This is a genomic window from Streptomyces sp. 2323.1 (genome assembly GCF_900221035.1).
Taxonomy (GTDB): Bacteria; Actinomycetota; Actinomycetes; order Streptomycetales; family Streptomycetaceae; genus Streptomyces; species Streptomyces sioyaensis.
In genome coordinates, this window is the sequence record NZ_LT907981.1 from 2,541,289 (window position 1) to 2,563,974 (window position 22,686).

The 22,686-nt window shown below is 70.9% G+C and carries 25 protein-coding genes; 10 read left to right on the plus strand and 15 right to left on the minus strand.

The genetic code is table 11. From position 1 onward, the window contains the following. Positions 1-61: 61 nt before the first annotated feature. Together CPH93_RS10220 and CPH93_RS10225 are read right to left on the minus strand one after the other, a co-directional pair. Entirely contained in the window at positions 62-1,069 is a 1,008-nt protein-coding gene (locus CPH93_RS10220) for an SDR family NAD(P)-dependent oxidoreductase (protein WP_096212608.1), read from the minus strand. Then, positions 1,066-2,235, minus strand: coding sequence for a UDP-N-acetylglucosamine--N-acetylmuramyl-(pentapeptide) pyrophosphoryl-undecaprenol N-acetylglucosamine transferase (locus CPH93_RS10225; protein ID WP_093485224.1), 1,170 nt, complete (start codon positions 2,233-2,235; stop codon positions 1,066-1,068). Before CPH93_RS10225 ends, CPH93_RS10220 begins: the two co-directional genes overlap by 4 nt. Positions 2,236-2,292: 57 nt before the next feature. Here CPH93_RS10225 and CPH93_RS10230 point away from each other — a divergent pair, with 57 nt between their 5' ends. Both CPH93_RS10230 and CPH93_RS10235 read left to right on the plus strand, forming a co-directional pair. After that, entirely contained in the window at positions 2,293-3,015 is a 723-nt protein-coding gene (locus tag CPH93_RS10230; RefSeq protein ID WP_096212609.1) for a response regulator transcription factor, read from the plus strand. After that, positions 3,012-4,415, plus strand: a complete 1,404-nt coding sequence (locus CPH93_RS10235; protein WP_096212610.1) for a sensor histidine kinase — start codon at positions 3,012-3,014, stop codon at positions 4,413-4,415. The genes CPH93_RS10230 and CPH93_RS10235 overlap by 4 nt, the downstream gene beginning before the upstream one ends. A gap of 11 nt (positions 4,416-4,426) precedes the next feature. Here CPH93_RS10235 and CPH93_RS10240 read toward each other — a convergent pair whose 3' ends face one another. The 3 genes from CPH93_RS10240 to CPH93_RS10250 form a co-directional block, all read right to left on the minus strand. After that, positions 4,427-4,792, minus strand: coding sequence for a hypothetical protein (locus CPH93_RS10240; RefSeq protein ID WP_096212611.1), 366 nt, complete (start codon positions 4,790-4,792; stop codon positions 4,427-4,429). 35 nt (positions 4,793-4,827) lie between these two features. Then, the gene (locus CPH93_RS35730; RefSeq protein ID WP_159394988.1) at positions 4,828-6,036 is read right to left on the minus strand and encodes a WXG100 family type VII secretion target; all 1,209 of its coding nucleotides are present in this window, start codon (positions 6,034-6,036) and stop codon (positions 4,828-4,830) included. A gap of 90 nt (positions 6,037-6,126) precedes the next feature. Continuing rightward, complete coding sequence (locus CPH93_RS10250) at positions 6,127-6,465, minus strand: hypothetical protein (protein WP_096212613.1); 339 nt, start codon at positions 6,463-6,465, stop codon at positions 6,127-6,129. A gap of 219 nt (positions 6,466-6,684) precedes the next feature. On the opposite strand from CPH93_RS10250, the gene CPH93_RS10255 reads away from it, so the two are divergent. Continuing rightward, entirely contained in the window at positions 6,685-7,287 is a 603-nt protein-coding gene (locus tag CPH93_RS10255) for a hypothetical protein (protein WP_096212614.1), read from the plus strand. Positions 7,288-7,422: 135 nt separating this feature from the next. Here CPH93_RS10255 and CPH93_RS10260 read toward each other — a convergent pair whose 3' ends face one another. The 4 genes from CPH93_RS10260 to CPH93_RS10275 all read right to left on the minus strand — a co-directional run bounded on the left by CPH93_RS10260 (position 7,423) and on the right by CPH93_RS10275 (position 11,666). Continuing rightward, positions 7,423-9,123: an acyl-CoA mutase large subunit family protein gene (locus CPH93_RS10260; protein ID WP_096212615.1), complete on the minus strand. Its 1,701-nt coding sequence runs from the start codon at positions 9,121-9,123 to the stop codon at positions 7,423-7,425. Positions 9,124-9,328: 205 nt separating this feature from the next. Next, positions 9,329-9,661, minus strand: a complete 333-nt coding sequence (locus CPH93_RS10265) for a DUF3817 domain-containing protein (protein ID WP_093485217.1) — start codon at positions 9,659-9,661, stop codon at positions 9,329-9,331. Between the two features lie 63 nt (positions 9,662-9,724). After that, positions 9,725-10,234 (minus strand): MarR family winged helix-turn-helix transcriptional regulator, encoded by a 510-nt coding sequence (locus tag CPH93_RS10270; protein ID WP_093485216.1) that lies wholly within the window; start codon positions 10,232-10,234, stop codon positions 9,725-9,727. 43 nt (positions 10,235-10,277) lie between these two features. Further along, positions 10,278-11,666, minus strand: coding sequence for an MFS transporter (locus tag CPH93_RS10275; RefSeq protein WP_096212616.1), 1,389 nt, complete (start codon positions 11,664-11,666; stop codon positions 10,278-10,280). Between the two features lie 86 nt (positions 11,667-11,752). Here CPH93_RS10275 and CPH93_RS10280 point away from each other — a divergent pair, with 86 nt between their 5' ends. Continuing rightward, positions 11,753-12,739 carry an ArsR/SmtB family transcription factor gene (locus CPH93_RS10280; protein WP_096212617.1) on the plus strand — a complete coding sequence of 329 codons (987 nt, stop codon included), beginning with the start codon at positions 11,753-11,755 and terminating at the stop codon, positions 12,737-12,739. 21 nt (positions 12,740-12,760) lie between these two features. Here CPH93_RS10280 and CPH93_RS10285 read toward each other — a convergent pair whose 3' ends face one another. Together CPH93_RS10285 and CPH93_RS10290 are read right to left on the minus strand one after the other, a co-directional pair. Continuing rightward, positions 12,761-13,060 carry an MTH1187 family thiamine-binding protein gene (locus tag CPH93_RS10285; RefSeq protein ID WP_093485213.1) on the minus strand — a complete coding sequence of 100 codons (300 nt, stop codon included), beginning with the start codon at positions 13,058-13,060 and terminating at the stop codon, positions 12,761-12,763. Then, positions 13,057-13,407: a DUF3817 domain-containing protein gene (locus CPH93_RS10290; protein ID WP_093485212.1), complete on the minus strand. Its 351-nt coding sequence runs from the start codon at positions 13,405-13,407 to the stop codon at positions 13,057-13,059. The genes CPH93_RS10285 and CPH93_RS10290 overlap by 4 nt, the downstream gene beginning before the upstream one ends. Before the next feature lie 209 nt (positions 13,408-13,616). Between CPH93_RS10290 and CPH93_RS10295 the strand changes: the two genes are divergently transcribed. From CPH93_RS10295 to CPH93_RS10310, 4 genes are all read left to right on the plus strand, one after another. Beyond that, positions 13,617-14,255, plus strand: a complete 639-nt coding sequence (locus CPH93_RS10295) for an AIM24 family protein (RefSeq protein ID WP_093485211.1) — start codon at positions 13,617-13,619, stop codon at positions 14,253-14,255. Beyond that, positions 14,255-14,938, plus strand: coding sequence for an AIM24 family protein (locus CPH93_RS10300; RefSeq protein WP_093485210.1), 684 nt, complete (start codon positions 14,255-14,257; stop codon positions 14,936-14,938). Before CPH93_RS10295 ends, CPH93_RS10300 begins: the two co-directional genes overlap by 1 nt. After that, positions 14,935-15,708 (plus strand): AIM24 family protein, encoded by a 774-nt coding sequence (locus CPH93_RS10305; protein ID WP_096212618.1) that lies wholly within the window; start codon positions 14,935-14,937, stop codon positions 15,706-15,708. The genes CPH93_RS10300 and CPH93_RS10305 overlap by 4 nt, the downstream gene beginning before the upstream one ends. Positions 15,709-15,826: 118 nt before the next feature. Next, entirely contained in the window at positions 15,827-16,303 is a 477-nt protein-coding gene (locus tag CPH93_RS10310) for a MarR family winged helix-turn-helix transcriptional regulator (protein ID WP_006603059.1), read from the plus strand. 52 nt (positions 16,304-16,355) lie between these two features. On the opposite strand, the gene CPH93_RS10315 is transcribed toward CPH93_RS10310, so the two are convergent. Continuing rightward, the gene (locus CPH93_RS10315) at positions 16,356-17,768 is read right to left on the minus strand and encodes a sensor histidine kinase (protein WP_443031436.1); all 1,413 of its coding nucleotides are present in this window, start codon (positions 17,766-17,768) and stop codon (positions 16,356-16,358) included. After that, entirely contained in the window at positions 17,761-18,474 is a 714-nt protein-coding gene (locus CPH93_RS10320) for a response regulator transcription factor (protein ID WP_093485208.1), read from the minus strand. The genes CPH93_RS10315 and CPH93_RS10320 overlap by 8 nt, the downstream gene beginning before the upstream one ends. Before the next feature lie 111 nt (positions 18,475-18,585). Between CPH93_RS10320 and CPH93_RS10325 the strand changes: the two genes are divergently transcribed. Further along, positions 18,586-19,272: a PepSY domain-containing protein gene (locus CPH93_RS10325; protein WP_096212619.1), complete on the plus strand. Its 687-nt coding sequence runs from the start codon at positions 18,586-18,588 to the stop codon at positions 19,270-19,272. Positions 19,273-19,748: 476 nt separating this feature from the next. On the opposite strand, the gene meaB is transcribed toward CPH93_RS10325, so the two are convergent. After that, the gene (meaB, locus tag CPH93_RS10330; protein ID WP_006603063.1) at positions 19,749-20,708 is read right to left on the minus strand and encodes a methylmalonyl Co-A mutase-associated GTPase MeaB; all 960 of its coding nucleotides are present in this window, start codon (positions 20,706-20,708) and stop codon (positions 19,749-19,751) included. A gap of 74 nt (positions 20,709-20,782) precedes the next feature. Next, positions 20,783-21,958, minus strand: coding sequence for an acetyl-CoA C-acetyltransferase (locus tag CPH93_RS10335; protein WP_096215379.1), 1,176 nt, complete (start codon positions 21,956-21,958; stop codon positions 20,783-20,785). Between the two features lie 173 nt (positions 21,959-22,131). Between CPH93_RS10335 and mce the strand changes: the two genes are divergently transcribed. Beyond that, positions 22,132-22,572, plus strand: coding sequence for a methylmalonyl-CoA epimerase (mce, locus tag CPH93_RS10340; protein WP_006603065.1), 441 nt, complete (start codon positions 22,132-22,134; stop codon positions 22,570-22,572). Positions 22,573-22,686 lie beyond the last annotated feature (114 nt).

Sequence of the window (22,686 nt, forward strand, 5' to 3'; positions counted from 1 at the left end):
GGCCCCGGTGTCCACGGAACACCGGGCCCGGCTGTGCGGCGGCGGTCAGGCCTGGGAGCGGTCAGACCTGGTAGCGGTCCGCCGCGAACAGGTGCACGTTCTCCGCCACCCACTCCGAGGTCCACTTCAGGCCCTGCTCCAAGGACACCTCCGGCCGCCACGAAGCCCATTCGCGCGCCCGGGAGTTGTCGGACAGCAGCCGCTCGACCTCGCTGCCGGCGGGCCGCAGCCGCTCGGCGTCCACCACCACCTCGGCGTCCCGGCCCGAGGCCGCTATCAGCGCCTCGGCGAGCGCCCCGATGGAGATCTCCCGCCCGGTGCCGAGGTTGACGACCTCGCCCAGCGCCCGGTCGCAGTCGGCCAGCGCCAGGAACCCGGCGGCGGTGTCCGTGACGTAGGTGAAGTCGCGGGTCGGGGTGAGCGAGCCGAGCTTGATCTGCCGGGCGCCCGCGTGGAGTTGGGCCAGGATCGTGGGGATCACGGCCCGTGCGGACTGCCGGGGGCCGTAGGTGTTGAACGGCCGCACCACGGTCACCGGCAGCCCGAACGCGTGCCGGTGCGACAGCGCCATCATGTCCGCGCCGATCTTCGAGGCGGAGTACGGCGACTGCGGCTGCAGCGGGTGGTCCTCACCGATCGGCGCGGTCAGCGCGGTCCCGTAGACCTCGCTCGTGGACGTGTGCACCATCCGGCGCACCTCGTACCGCCGGCAGGCCTCCGCGACGTTCTCCGTGCCCACCACGTTCGTCTGCACGTACGCGCCCGGCGAGTCGTAGCTGTACGGGATCCCGATGAGCGCGGCGAGATGGAAGACGGTGTCGCAGCCCGCGACGGCGTCCATCACCCGGCCCGCGTCCCGGACGTCCCCCGCGATCATCTCGACCGGGGAGCCCGGCGCAAGATAGCGCGCCAGATTTCCCTTTTCGGCGTACGGCTTGTAGTGGACGAAGGCGCGTACCTCGGCGCCGGCGTCCACCAGCAGATCGACGAGGGCCGAGCCGATGAATCCCTCGGCCCCGGTGACCAGGACCTTGCGGCCGGCCCACTGCTGTGCGGTGTGGTTGCTCATGCGGACTCCTTCAAAGGGGTGGTCGAGTGCAGGGAGGCGGCCGGGTGGCCGGCCAGTGCCAGCGCCTTGGCGGCGAGCAGGTCGGCGGCCCGGGCATGGGTGCCGGGGTCGGCGGCCTGGCCCATCGCGGCGAGCCGGGCGGGGTCGTCGAGCAGCGGGGTGACCAGGGCGTCCAGCCGCGCGTCGGAGGCCTCCCCGTCGGGCAGCAGCAGCGCCGCCCCGGCGTCGGAGAGCACCCGCGCGTTGTGCGTCTGGTGGTCGCCCGGCGCATGCGGGTACGGCACGAGGACGGCCGGCATCCCGATCGTGGCCAGCTCGGCGACGGTCGCCGAACCGGCCCGGCACACCACGAGATCGGCCGCGGCGTACGCCAGATCCATCCGGTCCAGATACGGCACGGCCTCGGCAACCGCCGATCCGCCGTTCTCCGCCAGCCGGGCCGAGGTCTCCTCCAGGGCCGCGGGCCCGGTCTTGATCAGCAGCCGCAGGTCCCGGCGCCCCCGGTAGCGGCCGGCCAGTCCGATGGCCGCCTCCGTCAGCCGGGCCGCCCCCAGGCTGCCGCCGTTGACCAGCAGCAGCCGGGCCCCGTCCGGGACGCCGAGCGCCCGGCGGGCCGCGGGGCGCAACGCCGTACGGTCCAGCTCGGCCAGCGGCCCCACCAGCGGCATCCCCACCGTCTCGGCCCGCTCGCCGCCCGCCAGATGCTCCCGGCTGCGGTCGAAGGCGAGGGCGAGGTGCGGGGTGAGCCGGGCGGCGAACTTGTTGGCCCGGCCGGGCACCGCGTTGGACTCGTGGATCAGGCTCGGCAGCCCGGCCATCCGCGCCCCGACGATCACCGGGGCACTCGGATAGCCGCCCATACCCACCGCGACCTGGGCCTTTTGTTCCTTGAGAATCGCCCGGCACTGGGCGCCCGAGCGCAGCAGCGCGGCCGGCAGCAGATAGCGTCGGGCGCCGAGCGAGGGATCGAAGGGGATCATGTCGACGGTGTGCAGCCGGTATCCGGCCTGGGGGATCAACCGCGTCTCCAGGCCGCGCTCGGTCCCGACGAAGGAGATCACCGCGTCGGGCACGGCCCGGCGCAGTGCGTCGGCGAGAGCGAGACCGGGATAGATGTGGCCGCCGGTGCCGCCCGCACCGATCACGACAGAGAGTGGTGTGCGCATGGCCGCCACGCTCGCGATACGCCCTAAGAAGCTTCTAAGAGAGGTGTTTGGCAGCCTATGTCCATGCCGCCCACGCCCGGAAACACTCCCGCCGCCAAGATCCTCGTCGTCGATGACGAACCGGAGGTGCGCGCCGCCGTGGAGGACGGCCTCGCCGTGGAGGACTACGACGTACGCGGCGCCGCCGACGGACTGGCCGCCCTCTCGGAGGTCGCCTCCTGGCAGCCGGACGCCCTCGTCCTGGACGTCATGATGCCCGTCCTGGACGGACTGGCCGTCTGCCGCCGGCTGCGCGCCCTGGACGACCGCACGCCCATCCTCGTACTGACCGCGCTGGACTCGGTCAGCGAACGGGTCGACGGCCTCGACGCCGGCGCCGACGACTACCTCGTCAAACCGTTCGCGCTGGACGAGCTGGTCGCCCGGGTCCGCGCGCTGCTGCGCCGCGCCTCCACCACGGCCGTCGAGGACTCCCGCCTCACCTTCGACGACCTGGTGCTCGACCCGCTGACCCGCACCGGCCACCGGGGCGACCGCCCCCTGGAGTTCAGCCGCACCGAATGGGCCCTGCTGGAACTGCTGGTGCAGCACCCGGGGCAGGTGCTGCCCCGGGAGGTCATCCTGGAGCGCGTCTGGGGCCGCGACTTCGGCCCGGACTCCAACTCCCTGGCCGTCTACATCGGTTACCTGCGACGCAAGCTGGAGGCCGGCGGCGAGCCGCGGCTCGTCCACACCGTGCACGGCATCGGCTACCGCCTCGGCCACGCGGAGGGCGCATGACCGGCACCCGCGGGCTGGGGGCCCGCTGGCGGCGCCGGCGCCCGCTGCGCACCCGGCTGGCGCTGGCGGCCTCCGCCGCGGTGGCACTGGTGGCGGTCGGCGTCTGTGCGGCGGCGTTCGTCCTCATCGACATCCAGATGACCCGCCAGCTCGACCGGAACCTGGCCCAGACGGCCGCCGAGCTCAGCCGGCAGCGGCACGACTGGGGCCCGACGCCGGGCGACACCCTCTGCCAGTACCCGGCCTCCACCTGTTTCCAGATCGTGCCGTCCGACCCCGCCAAGGACCCGCGCAAGCCGTATGTGCTGCCCGTCACCGACGCCACCCGGCAGGTCGCCGCCGGCCGGCACCCGGCGTTTTCCGGAAAGACGTCGGTGGCCGGACAGCCGGTCCGGATGTACACCACGCGCCTGGCGGACAAGGACGAGGCGGTGCAGGTCGCGCTGCGCTCCGACTCCGTCGACCGGAGCGTGGAGCAGGCCGCCTGGGCACTGTCCGTGGTCGGCGCCGGCGGGGTGCTGCTGGCCGCCGCGCTCGGCTACTGGGTCTCCCGTACGGGCCTGGCCCCGGTCGCCCGGCTCACCGCCACCGCGGAGCGGATCGCCGCCACCCGCGACGCCCGCCACCGCATCGAACTGCCCGCGGGACCACCCGCCCGGGAGGACGAGGTCACCCGGCTGGCCACCAGCTTCAACACCATGCTCGACGAACTGGAGCAGTCGGTCACCTCCCAGCGCCGGCTGGTCGCCGACGCCTCCCACGAGCTGCGCACCCCGCTGACGGCGCTCCGCACCAACGCCGAACTCCTCGCCCGCGCCGACCGCCTGACGGATGCTCAGCGCGACCGCGCCTCGGCCGCGCTGGGCCGCCAGCTGCGCGAGGTCACCACGCTCGTCAACGACCTGATCGAACTCGCCCGCGACGAGGAACCCCGGCCGCTGGTCGAACAGGTCCGCCCGGCCGCCCTCCTGGAGCACGCGGTGACCACCGCCGGCGAGCACTGGCCGGAGATCACCTTCACCACCGCCATCGCCCCGGCCGCGGCGGACCGCGCGGTCCCCGGAGTCCCGGCCCGCCTCTCCCGGCTGCTGTCCAACCTCCTCGACAACGCCGCCAAGTTCTCCCCGCCGGGCGGCCCGGTGGACACCGAACTCACCCTGCACGAAGGCGAGTTGCAGCTGACCGTCCGCGACCACGGCCCCGGCATCGCGCCCGAGGACCTCCCCCACGTCTTCGACCGCTTCTACCGCGCGAAGGCCGCCCGCGCCCTGCCCGGCTCGGGCCTGGGCCTGGCCATGGCCCGGCAGATCGCCCGCGCCCACGGCGCCGACCTCACGGCGGAACAGGCCCCGGGCGGCGGTGCCCTCTTCCGGCTGCGCATGTCGGCCGGAGTGGCGTAACGGGGACGCCCTCACACTTCACGAGGCCGGTACGTGGCGCCGACCCCCTCGGCCTCCGCTTCCGCTGCCTTCTCCTCGACCTTCGCCCGGACCGCCTGCCGGTCCTGCGGCGACATCGACCGCCAGCTCTCCCGCATCCCGGAGATGCCGTCGGTCAGCGCCCGGTAGCCGGACGGGTCGTCCAGCACGTCCTTCAGCTCGACCCGGCCACCGAGCATCTTGCGGGCGATGTCCTGGAGTTCGGAGGGAGCATTGGGGTTGTCGCGCACGGCGCGCAGAGCGGAGGTGAGGTGCTCGTTCTGCTCCTCGGCGAGGTCCCTCTCCTCGATGGGGTATTCGCGGTCGCCGGGGTGGGTGAAGGCGTTGTTGCCGGTCATGGGGAAGGGCTCCTGTCGGACGGTACGGGTCTGCGTCAGCCGAATGCGTTGCGGACGCGTGCGGCCTCGTCCTGGCCGCCGTCGTTGTCGGTGTTGGTGTTGCTCTCGGCGCGGGACCTGGCAGCTCCGCCCGCGGACGCGGCGGACGACGGGTTCGAGCCGTCGGAGCCGCTGCCGGAGGAGGACGAGCCGCCGGAGCCGCCTTCGGAGGATCCGCTGGAGCCGCCCTCGGAGGAGCCGCCGGAGCCGCTGCTGGACGAGCCTTGCGACCCGCCCTCGGACGAGCTGCCGGAGCCACCCTCGGACGAGGAGGAGGACGACGAGGAGCCGGAGCCGCCCTCGGACGAGCCGCCGTCGCCGCCTTCCGACGACGTACCGTCACCCGAGGCGGTCGGCTCAGCGTCCTTGTGGGTGATGCCGCGGACGGTCTTGGCTACCTTGGCGGCCTTCTGCTCCCCCTCGTAGGCCTGCTTGGCGCCCTCGAGGACATCGCCGTGCGCCATCTTTCCGAGACCGTCCTTGACCTCGCCCATACCGTGGTAGGCGTCGACGACCTCTGTCCCCTTGTCGACAAAGGGCTTGGTCACGGCCTCACCCGCAGCTCTGAAGCTGAAGCCCTTCTGCGCCCCGAAGTGGCTCTTGATCCCCTGCGTAGCGAGGTTCCCGACGAGCTTCTTGCCGACGTCGATGCCCATTTCCTTGGCGAGGTCGGCCACCATCTCCTTGCCCGACCGCTTCACCTTCTTGGCGAGGGCGTCCTTGATGGCCTGGAGGATCTGGGTCTTCGCCTTGCTGATGATCTGGCGGACCATGACCCTGGTCGTCGCCGTGGCGGCGGCCGCCCCGGCCTCGGAGGCCCCGAGCGTGACCGGCGCGGCAGCCTGGGCCGCCGCGAACTCAAAGGCCAGCGCGATGAGTTGGGCAATCACCGCGAGCTTCATCACCATGATGATCGTGGCCACAATTTGGAGCACGATGGCGAGCGCTTCGGCGGCCTCGGCGGACTCATCGAGGAAGCCGTCGCCGGAGAACTTCCTCCACTTGTTGTCGAACGCCTCGATCGCGTCTCCGGTGTTGGCGCCGCGCACCGTGCTGGCAGCGCCGTCGCCCTGCTGCTGGGCCGAACGAACGGAGGCGGCGAAGTTACTCCAGGCCTCGGCCGCGTCGCGCATCTTGTCCTCGTCGATATTGGGCCATTGGAAGCCCAGTAGATCGAGGACCCAGTCGACCTCGACTGGAAGCATGATGGTGGCCACTATGACTCACTCCCCCGGGAAGCGTATTTTCGTTGGTCTATGGGGTGTATGTGGGGGGTGTACCGAGTTGAATCGGCGTCAATTCGCGAATTTGGGGCGGCTCGCCGCGTACTTGGCAAGGTGATCGTGCTGATCCCGCTCGGTGGTGGCGTAATGCTCGCCCGTCGCCTCCAGCTTTTCCCCGATCGCGGAGAGACCTTCACCGAGGGTGGGCATCGACTCGACGAGACCGGCACTCACCGGCGAGTAGACGTCCATAAAGTACTTGATGAGATCGTCGTCGCCCCAGTCCTCGGCCTCTTTGAGCGTGGCCGCCAACTTCTTGGCAGCACCGCTGAAATCGGAACCAATGTCCTTGAAGGCACCGCCCTGCGCCTTGAGGACGGCTGGATCCACGTCGTACCCGGCGCCTGCCACGGGTCCCCCTGATCTGCGTTCACGCGAGTTGACAAGAATGCGTACGGATCTCGCAAGGATTGCTAAGTCCAATGGCGTACGGTATCTGATGGCCGCGGCCGCCAAGTGGGAGGGACGTGAAGATCATCTCCATATTCGGCGCGTCACCCGTTCCGCGACGGAAACCCCAACAGCGGTTTCCCCGACTCCCCGAAGCGAAGAGAAAAGGAAATATCCGCCATGTCCCAGTCTGGACGCGTAGCCGAAGTGAAGAGACTGTGGGGCCGGTTCCTCCACCTCCTCTCCATCGTGATGCTGGTGGCGGCGAGTTGCCTCTTCCTTTGGCTGGGGCTGACCCAGACGGGCGTCGTGGGCACGCATGGAACATTCACGGTCAGGGAGTGCCATCTCGTCACCCATCACAGCACTTCCGGCAAGAAGGGTCACGTCAGCGGTTCAACCTCACACAGCTACACCTGCACCGGGATATTCCGCCCGACCGACAACAAGATCGCGATCGACGACAATTCCTTTATGAGCGATCTGGAAAAGGCGTACCCCAAGGGGAATCAATTTTCGACTCAGCGGACCGGCGCTTCCGTCTTGCTGAACAGCCCCCGCGAGGCCACGAAGCAGTTCCTCATCGGCTTCGCGGCGCTTCTCGTTGACGCCTTTGTGCTCTTCTGGTTCATCACACGCTTCGACAAGAACGGCATGACCCTGAAGGAAACCTGGCGTACGACCAAGGGCACGGCGACCCGCCCGGTCGTGATCACCATCGCGGCAGTGGCCCTCGTCGGCATGGCCCTCAGTCCCGTGCTCGCGTCCACCCTGTCCGGCTGAGCCGGCGCCGCTCCTCCCGCCAGCCAGGCCCCCGGTCCGCGGCTACGCCCTCACTTCCGGCAGCTGAGACGCGGGGAGGGCGGGGCCGTCGGCGCGACGGCCCCGCCCCACGAACCAGAGTTCAGTGCTCAGACCTCAGAAACCGGCCGGCTCGGTGTAGACGCCCCACTCGTCGCGCAGCGCGCCGCAGATCTCGCCGAGCGTCGCCTCGGCCCGTACGGCCGCGAGCATCGGCTCGATCATGTTGCCGCCGTCGCGGGCGGCGTCCAGCATCGTCTTCAGTGCGGCCTGCACCCGGGCGTCGTCGCGCGCCGCCTTGCGGGAGGCGAGCACCCGTACCTGCTCGCGCTCGACCTCATGGCTGACCCGGAGGATCTCCAGATCGCCGGTGACCGAACCCTCGTGGCAGTTGACGCCGACGACCTTCTTCTCGTCCTTCTCCAGCGCCTGCTGATACCGGAAGGCGGATTCGGCGATCTCGCCGGTGAACCAGCCGTCCTCGATGCCGCGCAGGATGCCGGAGGTCATCGGGCCGATCGGGTGCTCGCCGGTCGGGACCGCCCGCCGGCCGCGCTCCTTGATCTGCTCGAAGATCTTCTCGGCGTCCGCCTCGATCCGGTCGGTCAGCGACTCGATGAACCACGAACCGCCCAGCGGATCGGCGACATTGGCGACGCCGGTCTCCTCCATCAGCACCTGCTGGGTGCGCAGCGCGATCTCCGCGGCCTGCTCGCTGGGCAGCGCCAGGGTCTCGTCCAGGGCGTTGGTGTGCAGCGAGTTGGTGCCGCCGAGCACGGCCGCCAGGGCCTCGACGGCGGTGCGTACGACGTTGTTGTACGGCTGCTGGGCGGTCAGCGAGACGCCGGCGGTCTGGGTGTGGAAGCGCAGCCACTGCGCCTTCTCGCTCGTCGCGCCGTACACGTCGCGCATCCAGCGGGCCCAGATCCGGCGCGCCGCCCGGAACTTGGCGATCTCCTCGAAGAAGTCGAGGTGCGCGTCGAAGAAGAAGGACAGGCCGGGGGCGAAGGTGTTGACGTCCAGGCCGCGGGAGAGGCCCAGCTCCACATAGCCGAAGCCGTCGGCCAGCGTGTACGCCAGCTCCTGCGCGGCCGTCGCGCCCGCCTCGCGGATGTGGTAGCCGGAGACCGAGAGCGGCTTGTACGCGGGAATGCCGTGCGCACAGTGCTCCATCAGGTCGCCGATCAGCCGCAGATGCGGCTCGGGCTGGAAGAGCCACTCCTTCTGCGCGATGTACTCCTTGAAGATGTCCGTCTGGAGCGTGCCGTTGAGGACGGCCGGGTCGACGCCCTGCCGCTCGGCGGCGACGAGGTACATGCAGAAGACCGGGACGGCCGGTCCGGAGATCGTCATCGAGGTCGTGACGTCACCGAGCGGGATGTCCTTGAAGAGGACCTCCATGTCGGCGGCGGAGTCGATGGCGACGCCGCAGTGGCCGACCTCGCCGAGCGACCGCGGGTCGTCGGAGTCCCGCCCCATCAGGGTCGGCATGTCGAAGGCCACGGAGAGGCCGCCACCACCGGCCTTGAGGATCATCTTGTAGCGCTCGTTGGTCTGCTCGGCGTTGCCGAAGCCGGCGAACTGGCGGATCGTCCAGGTCCGCCCGCGGTAGCCGGTCGCGTACAGCCCCCGCGTGAAGGGGTACTCACCCGGCCAGCCGATCCGCTCGAACCCCTCGACCGCATCGCCCGGCCGGGGCCCGTACGCCGGCTCGACGGGATCGCCGGAGAGCGTGGTGAAGTCCGCGTCCCGCTTACGGGCGGAGTCGTACCGAGCCTGCCAGCGGCGGCGGCCCTCATCGATCGCGTCAGCGTCCATACCTTCGAATTTACTAGGACGTCCTAGTACTTGTCGACGGGAGCGGGGGTCAAGTCGCCGCATGCGTCACTTCCGTCACTTTCCGTAACTGGAGGCGCAGGGAATACGGGATACGGAAAACGCGCCCGTCCTCGGGGGACAGGCGCGTCAGAAGGGGCCCACGGTCAGCAGGGGCGGGCCGACGCCAGAAGGGGCAAGCCCGCCGTCAGGCCTTCACCGGCTCCGGCGTCTCAGCGGCGAGCAGCGGCTCGATCTCGCGGACCACCTGGCGCTCGACGAAGAACGCGGCGGTGGGGATCGTGCCGGCGATCAGCACCCACAGCAGCTTGCCGAACTTCCACTTGGCCTTGGAGCCCAGGTCGAAGGCGAAGATCAGGTAGACGATGTAGAGCACGCCGTGGATCTGGGAGACGACCAGGGTGAGGTCCTTCCCCATCCCGAAGCCGTACTTGAACACCATGCAGGTGCAGAGCACGAGCAGCATCACGGCGGTGGCGTAGGCCATCGCCCGGTAGCGGGTCAGGACGCTTCGCTTCATGCCCCGAGCGTAACCACCGGTTCCGGGGCGATCTTCGCCGCCCCCTGCGAAACGGAAGGCGGGTCACTCGTCCTTGAAGTCGGCCGCCGCCACCCGCAGCGGCCGCAGCAGCGCGAAGATCTCCGCGCACTCCTCGTCGTCGTACGTCCCGAGCCCGAAGTCCATCGCCATCAGATCGCGGGTCGCCGCGTCACACACCTCACGGCCCTTTTCGGTGATGGTGGCGAGCGTGCCCCGTCCGTCGTTCGGGTTGGGCCGCTTGGCGACGAGGCCGGACTTGACCAGGCGGTCGACGGTGTTGGTCACCGAGGTCGGATGCACCATGAGCCGCTCACCGATCTTGGACATCGGCAGCTCACCGGCCTTGGAGAAGGTCAGCAGCACCAGCGCCTCGTACCGGGCGAAGGTCAGCCCGTACGGCTTGACCACCGCGTCCACCTCGGACAGCAGGATCTGATGGGCGCGCATGATCGAGGTGATGGCGGCCATCGACGGCACGGCACCCCATCGCTGCCGCCACAGTTCGTCGGCGCGCGCGATGGGATCGAAGGCAAGGCTGAGCGGCTTCGGCACGCGTCCGACCCTACCGGGCGGCCATATGGTGGTCAGGCGCGTCTCATTTTTCGGTCCCGGCCGCCGGCCCGGCCCCTCCACGCACCACCGGCCCGGCCCTTCCGCGCACCGGCCCGGCGGGCGCCCGGTCCGGCCCCGGCGCCGTACGCCGGACTTCGCAGATCACCGCCAGTACGCAGACCGCCCCCACGACTCCCGCGGCCGGCATCACGACCCGCAGGGGCGCCCACTGCGCGGCCACCCCGGCCAGCCCCATCGCGAGCCCCATCACGGTCATCCGCCCCGCGTGCATCACCGTCATCGCCTGGCCCAGCAGCTCCTCGGGGACCGCGGCGACGAACCAGCGGTCGACGCCGAAGTTGTACGAGATCCCGGTGCCGGTCAGCACCAGCAGCAGCACCGCCCAGCCGAGCGAGGGCCGCGCGGCGAACCCGAGGGAGGGCAGGACGGCGAAGACGCCCATGGGGAAGGTCAGCCGGGCCCGGGCCCGCGGCCCGAGGAACGCGCCCACCAGGCTCTCCGCGACCACCGCACCGATGGGCATGCTGCACAGCAGCAGGCCCGTCCCGGCCGGTCCCACCCCCAGCAGGCCGGAGTAGGGCACCAGCAGCGCCTCCGGGACGACGACGAAGGCCGGCGGCAGCCATGTCAGCAGCAGCAGCGCCCGCACCCGGCGGTCGGCCAGCAGCCGCCGGACACCGCCCAGTGAGGCCCCCAGCAGCGCACCGCGCCCGGCGCCCCGCACCTTGCGGCGGGCCGGCCGGGCCCGGGTCCCCAGCCGCAGCAGCAAGGCCGAGGCGAGGAACGTGCCCGCGGTGAGCGCGAGCACCGCCCGCGGGGTCACCGCGGCGAGCAGCAGCCCGCCCGCCGCGAACCCGGCGAGCTGGGCGCCCTGGTTCACCAGGCGGATCACCGAGCGCCCCAGTACGAAGAGGTCCCCCTCGCCGAGGGTCTCACCCAGCGTCGCGGCCCGGGTACCGGCGAAGACCGGGGCGATGGCGGCGAGCACACAGCGCAGCGCCAGCAGGACCGCGACCGGCGTGCCCGGCAGCACCATCCCGGCCGCCGCGAGGGCACACAGCAGATCGCAGGCGACCAGCACCCGCCGGGCCGGGCACCGGTCGGCGACCGCCGACAGCAGCGTCCCGCCGACCGCGTACGGCAGCAGCCCCAGCGCAAAGGTCAGCGCGCTGAGCAGTGGCGACGCGGTGATCCGGAAGACCAGTACGGACAGCGCGAGCTCGCAGACGACCACGCCGAGCGAGGACAGCAGATGCGCGGCGAAGACGTACCGGAATTCATGGACGGCGAAGACGGCGCGGTACCCGGCCGGGCGGGCCTCGTCGGCGCGCGGAGCGCCGCCCGCGGCACGGGCGCCGTCAGGGCAGGCGGGGGTACGGCCCGACGGCGCGGGCCCGGAGGGCGACGGCATGGCCGCAGCCTGCCGGAGGCCGCCCGCGCCCCGTACTCTTTCGGCTCCAGCCGAATCCTGGGTCCGGGAGGGGAGCGAGCCCAGCCATGCCGGTGAACCTCCACTTCGGCGCCGACGACCTTCTCCGCGTCCGGTTCGCCGTCTCGCCGCTGTGTGAGACCCATGAGGCCGTACGCACCCTGCGCCGCACCGACCGGCACGGCTATCACGCCCCGTGGCTGCGCCGGATGCGCCGGACCCTGGCCGGCCTGGACCTGGCACCGTTGTGGCTCTTCATGCCGTCGTCGCCCCCGGGCTACACCCCCGACTTCCTGGGCCGTCCACCGGACACCCCGATGGCCGGCTTCGACGAGGAGCTGGCCCGGCTGCGTGCCACCGATCCGGCCCTGGCCCGCGCCGAGATGGCCAAGTCGCTGGCGGGCCGGCCGGAGGCCGCGCACTCGGCGCGCGGCCGGGCGGCGCTGGCGGACCCGGCACGGGCGGTCCGTGAGCTGGCCGAGGTCACCGAACGGGCCTGGCGGGCGCTGCTCGCCCCGGACTGGCCCCGGCTGCGGGCGCTGCTGGAGGCCGAGATCGCCTACCGGTCACGGCAGTTGGCGGGCGGCGGGCTGCAGCGGCTGTTCGCCGATCTGCATCCGCGGCTGTCCTGGTCGGGCGACACCCTCACCGTCCGCACCCGTACCGACTTCGTCCAGATACAGGATCTGGACGGCCGTGGGGTCCTGCTGCTGCCCAGCGTCTTCGTCTGGCCGGACGTGGTCAGCGGGTTCGACCCGCCGTGGCAGCCCACCGTCATCTATCCGGCGCGCGGCATCGGCGGGCTGTGGACCGAGCCGGAGACCGGCCCGGCGCTCGCGCGGCTGCTGGGGGCGAACCGCGCCGCCGTACTGGCCGCCCTCGACACGCCCTCGACCACGACGGACCTGGCCCACCGCCTGGGCCTGGCGGCGTCCTCCGTCTCGGGGCATCTGTCCGTGCTGCGCGACGCCGGGCTGCTGACCTCGCGCCGGCACGGACACCAGGTGCACTACGAGCGCACGCCGTTGGGGATCACGCTGGCGGCGGGCGGCTGAGGCGCGGGGCGGGCCGCCCGGTCAGGAGCCGTCGGCGAGATACCGCTCCACGGTCTCCACCTTCGACGTCAGTCCGTCCGTGACACCGGGCCGGATATCGGCCTTGAGCACCAGCGAGACCCGCGCGGAGCGGGCCTCGACGGCCGCGACCGCGCGCTTGACGACGTCCATGACCTCGTCCCATTCGCCCTCGATGGAGGTGAACATCGCGTCCGTACGGTGCGGCAGACCCGACTCGCGGACGACCCGGACCGCGTCGGCGACGTACTCACCGACGTCCTCGCCGACGCCCAGCGGGCTCACGGAGAAGGCGACGATCATGCGTTCAGCACACCTTCCTTGCGGGCGCGGGCGGCGATCACGCCGGCCTCCTCTTCACGCTTGAGGACCCGGTCCCCGTAGAGGCCGCCGAACGGCACGATCGCCAGCACGAAGAAGAAGGCGACGCGCTTGAAGGACCACTTCGTGCGGTTCCACACGTCCAGCAGCAGCACCACATAGGTGATGAAGAGCAGTCCGTGGATCAGACCGAGCGGCATCACCAGGGAGTCGTAGTCGAAGGCCAGGCGGAAGCCGGTGCCGAAGATCAGCAGCGCCGGGAAGGAGAGCGCCTCCGGGACGGAGGCCAGGCGCAGTCGGTGCAGGGCGGCAGCGGTCTTGATGTCCACGGGAACCTCGTTCGGGTGGCGGCGGGCGAGGAGCAAACTGCTTGTGCAAGAGTTCACAAGCTTCGCCCCATTGTTACAGCCGCCCCGGCGATCACTGCGCCGGGGGTTGGCGGCCGGCGGCGCCCCCGACGCGCACCGCCCGGAGATCAGGGCGAAGTCAGGGTCACGGGGCCTGCCGCGGGCGGCCGGCGCCGACTACCGTCTGATGCGTGGCTCAGTTTCGGCTCCAGGGGAGCAAGGTGCTCGCCGTCGACATGACGGGCGACGCCGTCAAGGCGAAAAACGGTGTGATGGTCGCGTACGACGGCCAGATGTCGTTCAAGAAGATGTCCGGCGGCGGCGAGGGCCTGCGCGGCATGGTCACCCGGCGGCTCACGGGTGAGCAGATGGCCGTGATGGAGGTGAAGGGCCACGGCACCTGCTACTTCGCGGACCGCGCCAGCGAGATCAACCTCGTCCGGCTGCAGGGCGAGAAGCTGTACGTCGAGGCCGACAACCTGCTGTGCACGGACGCCGCGCTGCGTACGGGCACCACCTTCACCGGCCTGCGCGGCGCCTCCCAGGGCCACGGCCTGTTCACCACCACCGTCGAGGGCAGCGGCCAGGCGGCGATCATCTCCGACGGGCCCGCGGTGGTGCTGCGGGTCACCAAGCAGTCCCCCCTCCAGGTCGACCCGGGCGCGTATGTGGCCCACACCGGCGACCTGCGCCAGCACTTCCAGTCCGGGGTGAACTTCCGCACCTTCCTCGGGGAGGGCTCCGGCGAGGCCTTCCAGATCCGCTTCGAGGGCGAGGGCCTGGTCTACGTCCAGCCCAGCGAGCGCAACACCGTGGGCGGTGAGATCTGATGCCGTTCACGGCGCTCAACTCCCGCATGGTGGAGGCCCGGATCGGCCCGGGCCAGCGGCTCTTCAGCCAGCGCGGCGCGATGCTCGCCTACCGCGGCGAGGTCTCCTTCACCCCGAACATCCAAGGCGGCCAGGGCGGTGTCGGCTCCATGATCGGCCGCCGGATCGCCGGCGAGGCCACGCCCCTGATGACCGTCGAGGTCCCCCAAGGCCTTAATGGCCAGGGAGGTGCCCCCATCGCGACGGTCATGTTCGGCCACGGCGGCCATCACGTGCACGTCATCGACCTGACCGGCGAGACGCTCTACGTCGAGGCCGACCGGCTGCTGGCCTTCGACGGCTCGCTGCACCAGGGCACGATGTTCATGGGCTCCCAGGGCGGGGTGATGGGCATGGTGCGCGGCCAGGTCACCGGCCAGGGCCTGTTCACCACGACCCTCAAGGGCGTCGGCTCGGTCGCGGTGATGGCGCACGGCGGCGTCATCGAACTGCCGATCACGCCCCAGCGCCCGGTCCACGTCGACCCCCAGGCCTATGTCGCCCACCGCGGCGACGTCCGCAACAAACTGTCCACGGCGCTCGGCTGGCGCGACATGGTCGGCCGCGGCTCGGGCGAGGCCTTCCAGCTGGAGCTGTCGGGCCAGGGCACCGTCTACGTCCAGGCGTCGGAGGAAAAGCTGTGACCGGTCCCGTCATCCACGACGTCTCCTCCCTCCCCGCCGACGACAACGTCAACGCCTACACCTTCAGCGTCGACCTGAACGGCCAGTGGTTCCTGCAGAAGGGGAAGATGATCGCCTACTACGGGCAGATCGACTTCCACGGCATCGGACACGGCCGTCTGGACCGCCTGATCGCCGGCAGTTTCCATTCGCCACTGCACGCCGCGGACTGGGTCGTCGCCGAGGGCCGCGGAAAAATGCTGCTCGCGGACCGTGCCTTCGATGTGAATTCCTTCGATCTGGAGGACGGCAATCTGACGATTCGCTCGGGCAACCTGCTCGCATTTCAGCCATCTCTGTCGCTGAAGCAGTCCATCATCCCGGGCTTTCTCACCCTCATCGGTACGGGCAAGTTCGTGGCCGCGTCCAACGGCCCGGTGGTCTTCATGGAGCCACCGATCCGGGTGGACCCGCAGGCGCTCGTCGGCTGGGCGGACTGCCCGTCCCCGTGCCACCACTACGACCATCAGTACCTGCGGGGATTCCTGGGCGGGCTGCGGGCGCACACCGGCATCGGCGGGGCGTCCGGCGAGGAGCACCAATTCGAGTTCGTCGGCGCCGGCACGGTCCTGTTGCAGTCGACGGAGCAGCTGATGCCGGAGTTGGCAACCGGGGCAGTACCCACCGAAGCGGGCGTTCCGGGCGGGGGCGGACACGTCCCGCAAAGTGGCTCACAACTGCCCCAGTTGCCCGGCAACCTCGGGAGCCTCCAGCGCCGCTTCGGGCTGTGAGCGGTACTCTGCGGACGGTGACCTCGAACGTCTGACCAACATCCGGCCCCCCGCCGGCCGAAGTCGCCACCCCCACCCATTTAATTCAGTATTCAACATTTACGGGTAGAATTCCTCCATGACGACCGACAGCGACACCCCCTGGCTGACCGACCAGGAGCAGCGTGCCTGGCGCACTCATCTGGACGTCAGCAGACTGCTGATGCACCAACTCGAGCGCGATCTGCAACCGTTCGGCCTGACGAACAACGACTACGAGATCCTGGTCAACCTGTCCGAGGCCGAGGACCGCCGGCTCCGGATGAGCGACCTGGCCGCCAGCACCCTGCAGTCCAAGAGCCGTCTCTCCCACCAGATCACCCGGATGGAGAACGCCGGACTGGTGCGCCGCGAGAGCTGCGAGTCGGACCGCCGTGGCCTGTACGCCGTGCTCACCGAGGAAGGCTGGGACACCATGCGCCGGGTCGCCCCGCACCATGTCGCATCGGTCCGCAAGCACTTCATCGACCTGTTCTCGGCCGAGGACCTCCAGGCGCTGCGCGCCTCGCTCACTCCCGTGGCCGAACACCTCCGCACGGAGCGCGGCGGCGTCTGACCGGTCGGCCTCGGCCCCCTGAGCGGGCCGGGGCCCGGCCGGCCGGCCGGGCTCAGCCGGCCACCGGCAGCCGCAGCTCGAACACCGACTCCGTGCGCACGGCCAACGAGCCGCCGTGCCGCACCGCGACATCCCGCGCGATGGCCAGCCCCAGCCCCGCCCCGCCGTCGTCCCGGGCCCGCGCGTCGTCGAGCCGCACGAACCGCTCGAAGATCCGCTCCCGCTCGCCCTCCGGCACCCCGGGCCCGTCGTCCTCGACCCGCAGCGCCACGTCCTCCCCCTCACGCGCCACGGCCACCCGTACGACCCCGGCGGCATGCCGCTGCGCATTGTCCAGCAGATTCCCCAGCACCCGCGCCAACTGACTGCGCGACCCGGCCACTTCCCCGCCCGCCAGCTCCCCGATCTGCACCGGCACCCGGTCCGCGACCCGCTGCGAGGTCTCCTCGCGCACCATCGCCGCGAGATCGACCCGGGTGTCCGCCGGCCGCTCCCCCGCATCCAGCCGGGCCAGCAGCAGCAGATCCGCCGCCAGCCGCTGCAGCCGCACGGTGTCCACCACCGCACCCGGCACATCCAGCAATTCCGGATGCGCCACCGCCACTTCGAGCTGGGTGCGCAGACTCGCGATCGGGCTGCGCAGCTCGTGCGAGGCATCGGCGACGAACCGCCGCTGCCGCTCCACGGACAGCTCCAGCGCCGCCAGCGTCTCGTTGGTGGTACGCGCCAGCCGCCCGATCTCGTCCCGCGACGACGGCACCGGCACCCGCCGGCTCAGATCCGTACTCGCCGTGATCGCGGCCATCTCCCCACGGATCCCCTCCACCGGCCGCAGCGCCCGCCGCGTCACCAGCCAGGTCACCCCCGCCACCACCACGAGCAGCAGCGGCAGCCCGATCAGCATCGCGTCGCGCACCGACGCGACGGCATCCTCCTCCGGCGCCAGCGCCGACCCCGCCCGCACCGTCACCTCCGCCCCACGGCTGTCCTTGGCCTCGACCGCCGCGAACCGGTAGCCGGCCACCTTCCCGTCGACATCGGCGTTCCCGTCCCGGAAATCGACGTCGTCATCGATCTCACCGGGCTTGAGCCGCGCTCCGTCGTCCTCGCCGTCCTCGTCATCCGCCGACCGTCCCGCCCCGGAGCCCCCCGCCCCCTTCCCCACGGACTTCCCGTCCACGGCCCGCACGTCCTCACCGACGGCCAGCACCCGCCCGTCGCCGCCGGTGACCACCACGGGACGGTCCTCACCGTCCGGCAGGTCCAGCTTGTCGTACGGCGTCCCCGTCGCGATCTGGCCGGCCACCTCCCGCGCCTTGACCTCGGCCTGCAGCCCCGCCTGGTTCTGCAGATGGCTCCGCAGCACCAGCAGTACGGCCGTCCCCGCGGCGACCAGCGCCAGGGCCACCACCACGGTCGCACCCGCCGCCGCCCTGGCCCGTACGGAGCCCAGCGCCCTACCCATCGGCCACCAGCCGGTATCCCGCGCCGCGCACCGTCACGATGTGGCCGGCGCCGAGCTTGCGCCGCAACGCACTCACATACACCTCGATGATGTTGACATCGCCTTCGTAGGCGAAGTCCCAGACATGCTCCAGAATCTCCGCCTTGGAGACCACCTCGCCCGCCCGCAGCGCCAACTGCTCCAGCACGGCGAACTCCTTCGCCGTCAGCACCACGTCGGCGCCGTCCCGCTCGACCCGCCGCGCCCCCTGGTCGACGGCGAGCGACCCCACCCGCAACACCGGCTCCGCGGTCCGGCCGCGCCGGCGCAGCAGCGCCTTCACCCGCGCCACCAGCACCACGTACGAGAACGGCTTGGTCAGATAGTCGTCGGCGCCGGTGTCCAGTCCCTCGGCCTCGTCGTACTCGCCGTCCTTGGCGGTCAGCATCAGCACCGGCATCTCGTGCCCGGCGGCACGCAGCGCCCCGCACACCCGGTAGCCGTTCATCCCCGGGAGCATGATGTCGAGCACGAGCAGGTCGTAGCCGCCCTCGCCCGCCCGTTGCAGCCCCTCCAGACCGTCGTGCACCACGTCGACCGCGTATCCCTCGGCCATCAGGCCCTTGGCCAGCGACAGCGCCAGCCGCTTCTCGTCCTCGACGATCAGGAGCCGGAACGGGCGGCGTGCGGCGCCGGGATGGGCGTGGCGCGATACGGGCGAGTGCATGCGCCCCACCCTGCCATCCGGAACCTGAAGCCCCCTTCAGGCTGCTTCAGCTCCCCTTCAGCTTCGATCCGTCACGGTGTGGGCACAGTCGATCGCAAGGGAAGAAACGACATGAAGCGCCACCTCATCATCGCCACCGCCGCCGCAGCCGCCCTCGTCGCGGGCGGCACGGTGACCGCCGTCGCGGCCAACAGCGCCAGCGCCTCCGGCAGCGCCCAGTCCTCGGCACAGCAGACCGCCCGCCACACGCAGGCGTCCACCGCCCAGGTACAGGACGGCCGGTCGAGCATCCCCATGGCGGACGACGCCGACGGCCAGGGGGACCTCCGCGAGGCGAAGGCCGCCAAGGTGACCGCACCGGACGCCGCGGCGGCTGCCCGCAAGGCCGTCCCCGGCACCGTGACCGCCCTCGACCTGGACGCGGACCGCCCCGGCCTGGTCTGGGACGCGGAGGTACTCGGCAAGGACGGCAAGCAGCACGAACTCACCCTCGACGCCGGCACCGCCCGGGTCCTGAACCAGCACCTCGACCGCGGGGACGACGACGACCGCGCCCAGCAGCGCGCCGCCCTCAAGAACGCCCGCACCACCGCAGCGGACGCCGCCCGTACCGCGGCCCCCCACGGCACGGTGACCTCCGTCGAACTGGACGACGACCACGGTGCCAAGGCCGCCTGGGAGGTCGAAACGGTCACCAAGGACGGCAAGCAGCACACGTTCCTGGTCGACCCGCAGTCGGGCAAGCTGAGCGCAGCGCCGTCGCAGGACAACGACGACAACGACGACTCGGACGACTGACCCACGCCCCCACTCGGCACGGCTCCCGCCCCCCTCATGGTGGACGGGGGCCGTGGCGTTTTGGCCGCCACAATTCCGGCGCTGTCCGGTCACCCTTACGGACACGACCGCGTCCGCCTCATGACAGGCAACTGGCCGGACGCACACGGCATGTGGGCGGTAACGGCCAGTGCCACCGGCCCGCAGCCGGGCACGCACGAAGGCCGGAGGGGATGTACCGGGGGCCGCCCGCAGGACCCGGAGCGAACAACGGTGCAATCATTCCCACGGACCAGATGCGCCCGCGCCGAGGACGGTCCCCGGTGCGTCCCCTCCGGCCCCAGCGGCACTCACGAACCCCGCAAAAGACCAGCCCCCACCGCTCCGGACGCACACCCGCAACGGCAACCCACGCCGCCCAAGCCCCAGCCCCCACCGGCCAGACGGCAACACATCAGCCGCAACGGCAACCCACGCCCCCAGCCGCGCCACCCGGCTCAATCCCCATTCGTCAACCCATCCACCAACGAATCCGCCGCCCGATACGGATCCATCTCCCCGGAAACGATCCGCTCGGCCAACGCATCCAGCCGCCGGTCCCCCCGCAGATCCCCGATCCGCTCCCGCAGAGCCGTAACGGCGATCGTCTCGACCTCATGCGCCGCCCGCGCCCGGCGCCGCTCGGCCAGCACCCCCCGCTCCTCCATCCAGGCCCGATGCTTCTCCAGCGCCTCGACGACCTCGTCCACGCCCTCCCCCCGCGCCGCAACGGTCTTGACGATCGGCGGCCGCCAGTCCCCGGGCGCCCGGGACTCCCCCAGCCCCAGCATGTGGTTGAGCTCACGGGCGGTGGCATCGGCCCCGTCCCGGTCCGCCTTGTTGACCACGTAGACGTCACCGATCTCCAGGATCCCGGCCTTGGCCGCCTGGATCCCGTCGCCCATGCCGGGCGCGAGCAGCACCACGCTCGTATCGGCCTGCGAGGCGATCTCCACCTCGGACTGCCCGACGCCGACCGTCTCGACGAGGACCACGTCACACCCCGCCGCGTCCAGCACCCGGATCGCCTGCGGCGCGGCCCAGGCGAGCCCGCCGAGATGGCCACGGGTGGCCATCGAGCGGATGTAGACGCCGGGATCGGACGCGTGCTCGCTCATCCGTACCCGGTCGCCGAGCAGCGCGCCCCCGGAGAACGGCGAGGACGGATCGACGGCGAGCACCCCGACCCGCTTGCCGGTCTTGCGATAGGCCGACACCAGCGCGGAGGTGGTGGTGGACTTCCCCACGCCGGGCGAGCCGGTCAGCCCGACCACATACGCGTTGCCGGTGAGCGGCGCCAGGGCAGCCATCACCTCGCGCAGCTCCGGCGACGCCCCCTCCACGAGGGAGATCAGCCGGGCCACGGCCCTGGGCCGGCCCTGCCGTGCCTGTTCCACCAGCTGGGGGACGTCCACCATCGCCGCTCGGCTCCTTCGGCTCGCTCGTACGCGAATCGGCCGCTCGTACGCGCCGGGGCGTACGAGCTCGTCGGTTACTTACCCGGAACGCGGATGATCAGAGCGTCGCCCTGGCCACCGCCACCGCAGAGCGCGGCGGCACCCACGCCACCGCCCCGCCGGCGCAGCTCCAGCGCCAGATGCAGCACGATGCGGGCGCCGGACATCCCGATCGGGTGACCCAGCGCAATCGCGCCGCCGTTGACATTCACCTTTTCCGGCGACACTCCGAGGTCCTTCACCGACTGCACGGCGACGGCCGCGAACGCCTCGTTGATCTCGATCAGATCAAGATCCTCGACGGCCAGGCCGTCCTTCTTCAGCGCGTGGTTGATGGCGTTGGAGGGCTGGGACTGGAGCGAGTTGTCGGGGCCGGCGACATTGCCGTGGGCGCCGATCTCCGCGACCCATTCCAGGCCGAGCTCCTGGGCCTTGGCCTTGCTCATGACGACGACCGCGGCAGCACCGTCGGAGATCTGCGAGGAGCTGCCGGCGGTGATCGTGCCGTCCTTGGCGAAGGCCGGGCGCAGCTTGCCGAGCGACTCGGCGGTGGTCTCGCCGCGGATGCCCTCGTCCTTGCTGAAGACGACCGGCTCGCCCTTGCGCTGCGGGATCTCCACGGGGGTGATCTCGGCCTCGAAGAGCCCGTTCTTCTGGGCGGCGGCGGCCCGCTGGTGGGAGCGCGCGGCGACCTCGTCCTGCTCCGGTCGGGCGATGCCCAAACGGGTGTTGTGCTTCTCGGTCGACTCGCCCATGGCGATGTTCTCGAAGGCGTCCGTGAGGCCGTCGTGCGCCATCGCGTCGAGCATCTCGACGGCGCCGTACTTGTAGCCCTCGCGGGACTTCGGGAGCAGGTGCGGGGCGTTGCTCATGGACTCCTGGCCGCCGGCGACGACGACGTCGAACTCACCGGCGCGGATGAGCTGGTCGGCAAGCGCGATGGCGTCGAGGCCGGAGAGGCAGACCTTGTTGATGGTCAGGGCGGGGACGTTCATCGGGATGCCGGCCTTGACGGCCGCCTGACGCGCCGGGATCTGCCCTGCCCCGGCCTGGAGGACCTGGCCCATGATCACGTACTGCACTTGATCGCCGCCGATGCCCGCCCGGTCCAGTGCCGCCTTGATGGCGACGCCGCCCAGATCCGCGCCGGAGAAGGTCCGCAGGGATCCCAGGAGCCGGCCCATGGGGGTGCGCGCTCCCGCCACGATCACTGAGGTGCTGCCGTTGGTGCCGTTCGATGCAGACATGCGGTGCGGCCTTCCTTTGCAGGGAAGTTAACGAGGGTTCTCGTCAATGTACTGAGCAGTACGCGCCAGGTCACCGGGAAGCAGGTGTGATCGCGCGCACGTTGCGTAACCAGCCATGCGAGGGGTGCACTGGAGCCATGCTGACGCGAATCGACCACATCGGGATCGCCTGTTTCGACCTCGACAAGACTGTCGAGTTCTACCGTGCCACGTACGGCTTCGAGGTGTTCCACTCCGAGGTCAACGAGGAGCAGGGAGTCCGGGAAGCCATGCTCAAGATCAATGAAACCTCGGACGGCGGTGCCTCGTATCTCCAGCTTCTGGAGCCCACCCGCGAGGACTCCGCGGTCGGCAAGTGGCTTGCCAAGAACGGCGAGGGCGTCCATCACATCGCCTTCGGCACCGCGGACGTGGACGGCGACTCCGAGGCCATCCGCGGCAAGGGCGTACGGGTCCTGTACGACGAGCCCAGGACGGGTTCGATGGGGTCGCGGATCACCTTCCTGCACCCCAAGGACTGCCACGGCGTGCTGACCGAACTTGTCACCGCGGCGCCCCCTGCGGCGGAAGAGCACTGACCTTTGCCTTCCCCGGCCGGTAGAGTGCAGCTTCGGCCGGGGTAAGGGAGTGGGGCTCGGTCCATACCCTGCCGATGATCTGACACCATTTCTTCGGAAGGGTCAGCTCCGAGG

Bases quoted from the DNA above. Each gene is read 5' to 3' on its own strand.
- CPH93_RS10220 (WP_096212608.1), bottom strand. From the start codon at position 1,069: ATGAGCAACCACACCGCACAGCAGTGGGCCGGCCGCAAGGTCCTGGTC.
- CPH93_RS10225 (WP_093485224.1), bottom strand. From the start codon at position 2,235: ATGCGCACACCACTCTCTGTCGTGATCGGTGCGGGCGGCACCGGCGGC.
- CPH93_RS10230 (WP_096212609.1), top strand. From the start codon at position 2,293: ATGTCCATGCCGCCCACGCCCGGAAACACTCCCGCCGCCAAGATCCTC.
- CPH93_RS10235 (WP_096212610.1), top strand. From the start codon at position 3,012: ATGACCGGCACCCGCGGGCTGGGGGCCCGCTGGCGGCGCCGGCGCCCG.
- CPH93_RS10240 (WP_096212611.1), bottom strand. From the start codon at position 4,792: ATGACCGGCAACAACGCCTTCACCCACCCCGGCGACCGCGAATACCCC.
- CPH93_RS35730 (WP_159394988.1), bottom strand. From the start codon at position 6,036: ATGCTTCCAGTCGAGGTCGACTGGGTCCTCGATCTACTGGGCTTCCAA.
- CPH93_RS10255 (WP_096212614.1), top strand. From the start codon at position 6,685: ATGTCCCAGTCTGGACGCGTAGCCGAAGTGAAGAGACTGTGGGGCCGG.
- CPH93_RS10260 (WP_096212615.1), bottom strand. From the start codon at position 9,123: ATGGACGCTGACGCGATCGATGAGGGCCGCCGCCGCTGGCAGGCTCGG.
- CPH93_RS10265 (WP_093485217.1), bottom strand. From the start codon at position 9,661: ATGAAGCGAAGCGTCCTGACCCGCTACCGGGCGATGGCCTACGCCACC.
- CPH93_RS10275 (WP_096212616.1), bottom strand. From the start codon at position 11,666: ATGCCGTCGCCCTCCGGGCCCGCGCCGTCGGGCCGTACCCCCGCCTGC.
- CPH93_RS10280 (WP_096212617.1), top strand. From the start codon at position 11,753: ATGCCGGTGAACCTCCACTTCGGCGCCGACGACCTTCTCCGCGTCCGG.
- CPH93_RS10285 (WP_093485213.1), bottom strand. From the start codon at position 13,060: ATGATCGTCGCCTTCTCCGTGAGCCCGCTGGGCGTCGGCGAGGACGTC.
- CPH93_RS10300 (WP_093485210.1), top strand. From the start codon at position 14,255: ATGCCGTTCACGGCGCTCAACTCCCGCATGGTGGAGGCCCGGATCGGC.
- CPH93_RS10310 (WP_006603059.1), top strand. From the start codon at position 15,827: ATGACGACCGACAGCGACACCCCCTGGCTGACCGACCAGGAGCAGCGT.
- CPH93_RS10315 (WP_443031436.1), bottom strand. From the start codon at position 17,768: ATGGGTAGGGCGCTGGGCTCCGTACGGGCCAGGGCGGCGGCGGGTGCG.
- CPH93_RS10320 (WP_093485208.1), bottom strand. From the start codon at position 18,474: ATGCACTCGCCCGTATCGCGCCACGCCCATCCCGGCGCCGCACGCCGC.
- CPH93_RS10325 (WP_096212619.1), top strand. From the start codon at position 18,586: ATGAAGCGCCACCTCATCATCGCCACCGCCGCCGCAGCCGCCCTCGTC.
- meaB (WP_006603063.1), bottom strand. From the start codon at position 20,708: ATGGTGGACGTCCCCCAGCTGGTGGAACAGGCACGGCAGGGCCGGCCC.
- mce (WP_006603065.1), top strand. From the start codon at position 22,132: ATGCTGACGCGAATCGACCACATCGGGATCGCCTGTTTCGACCTCGAC.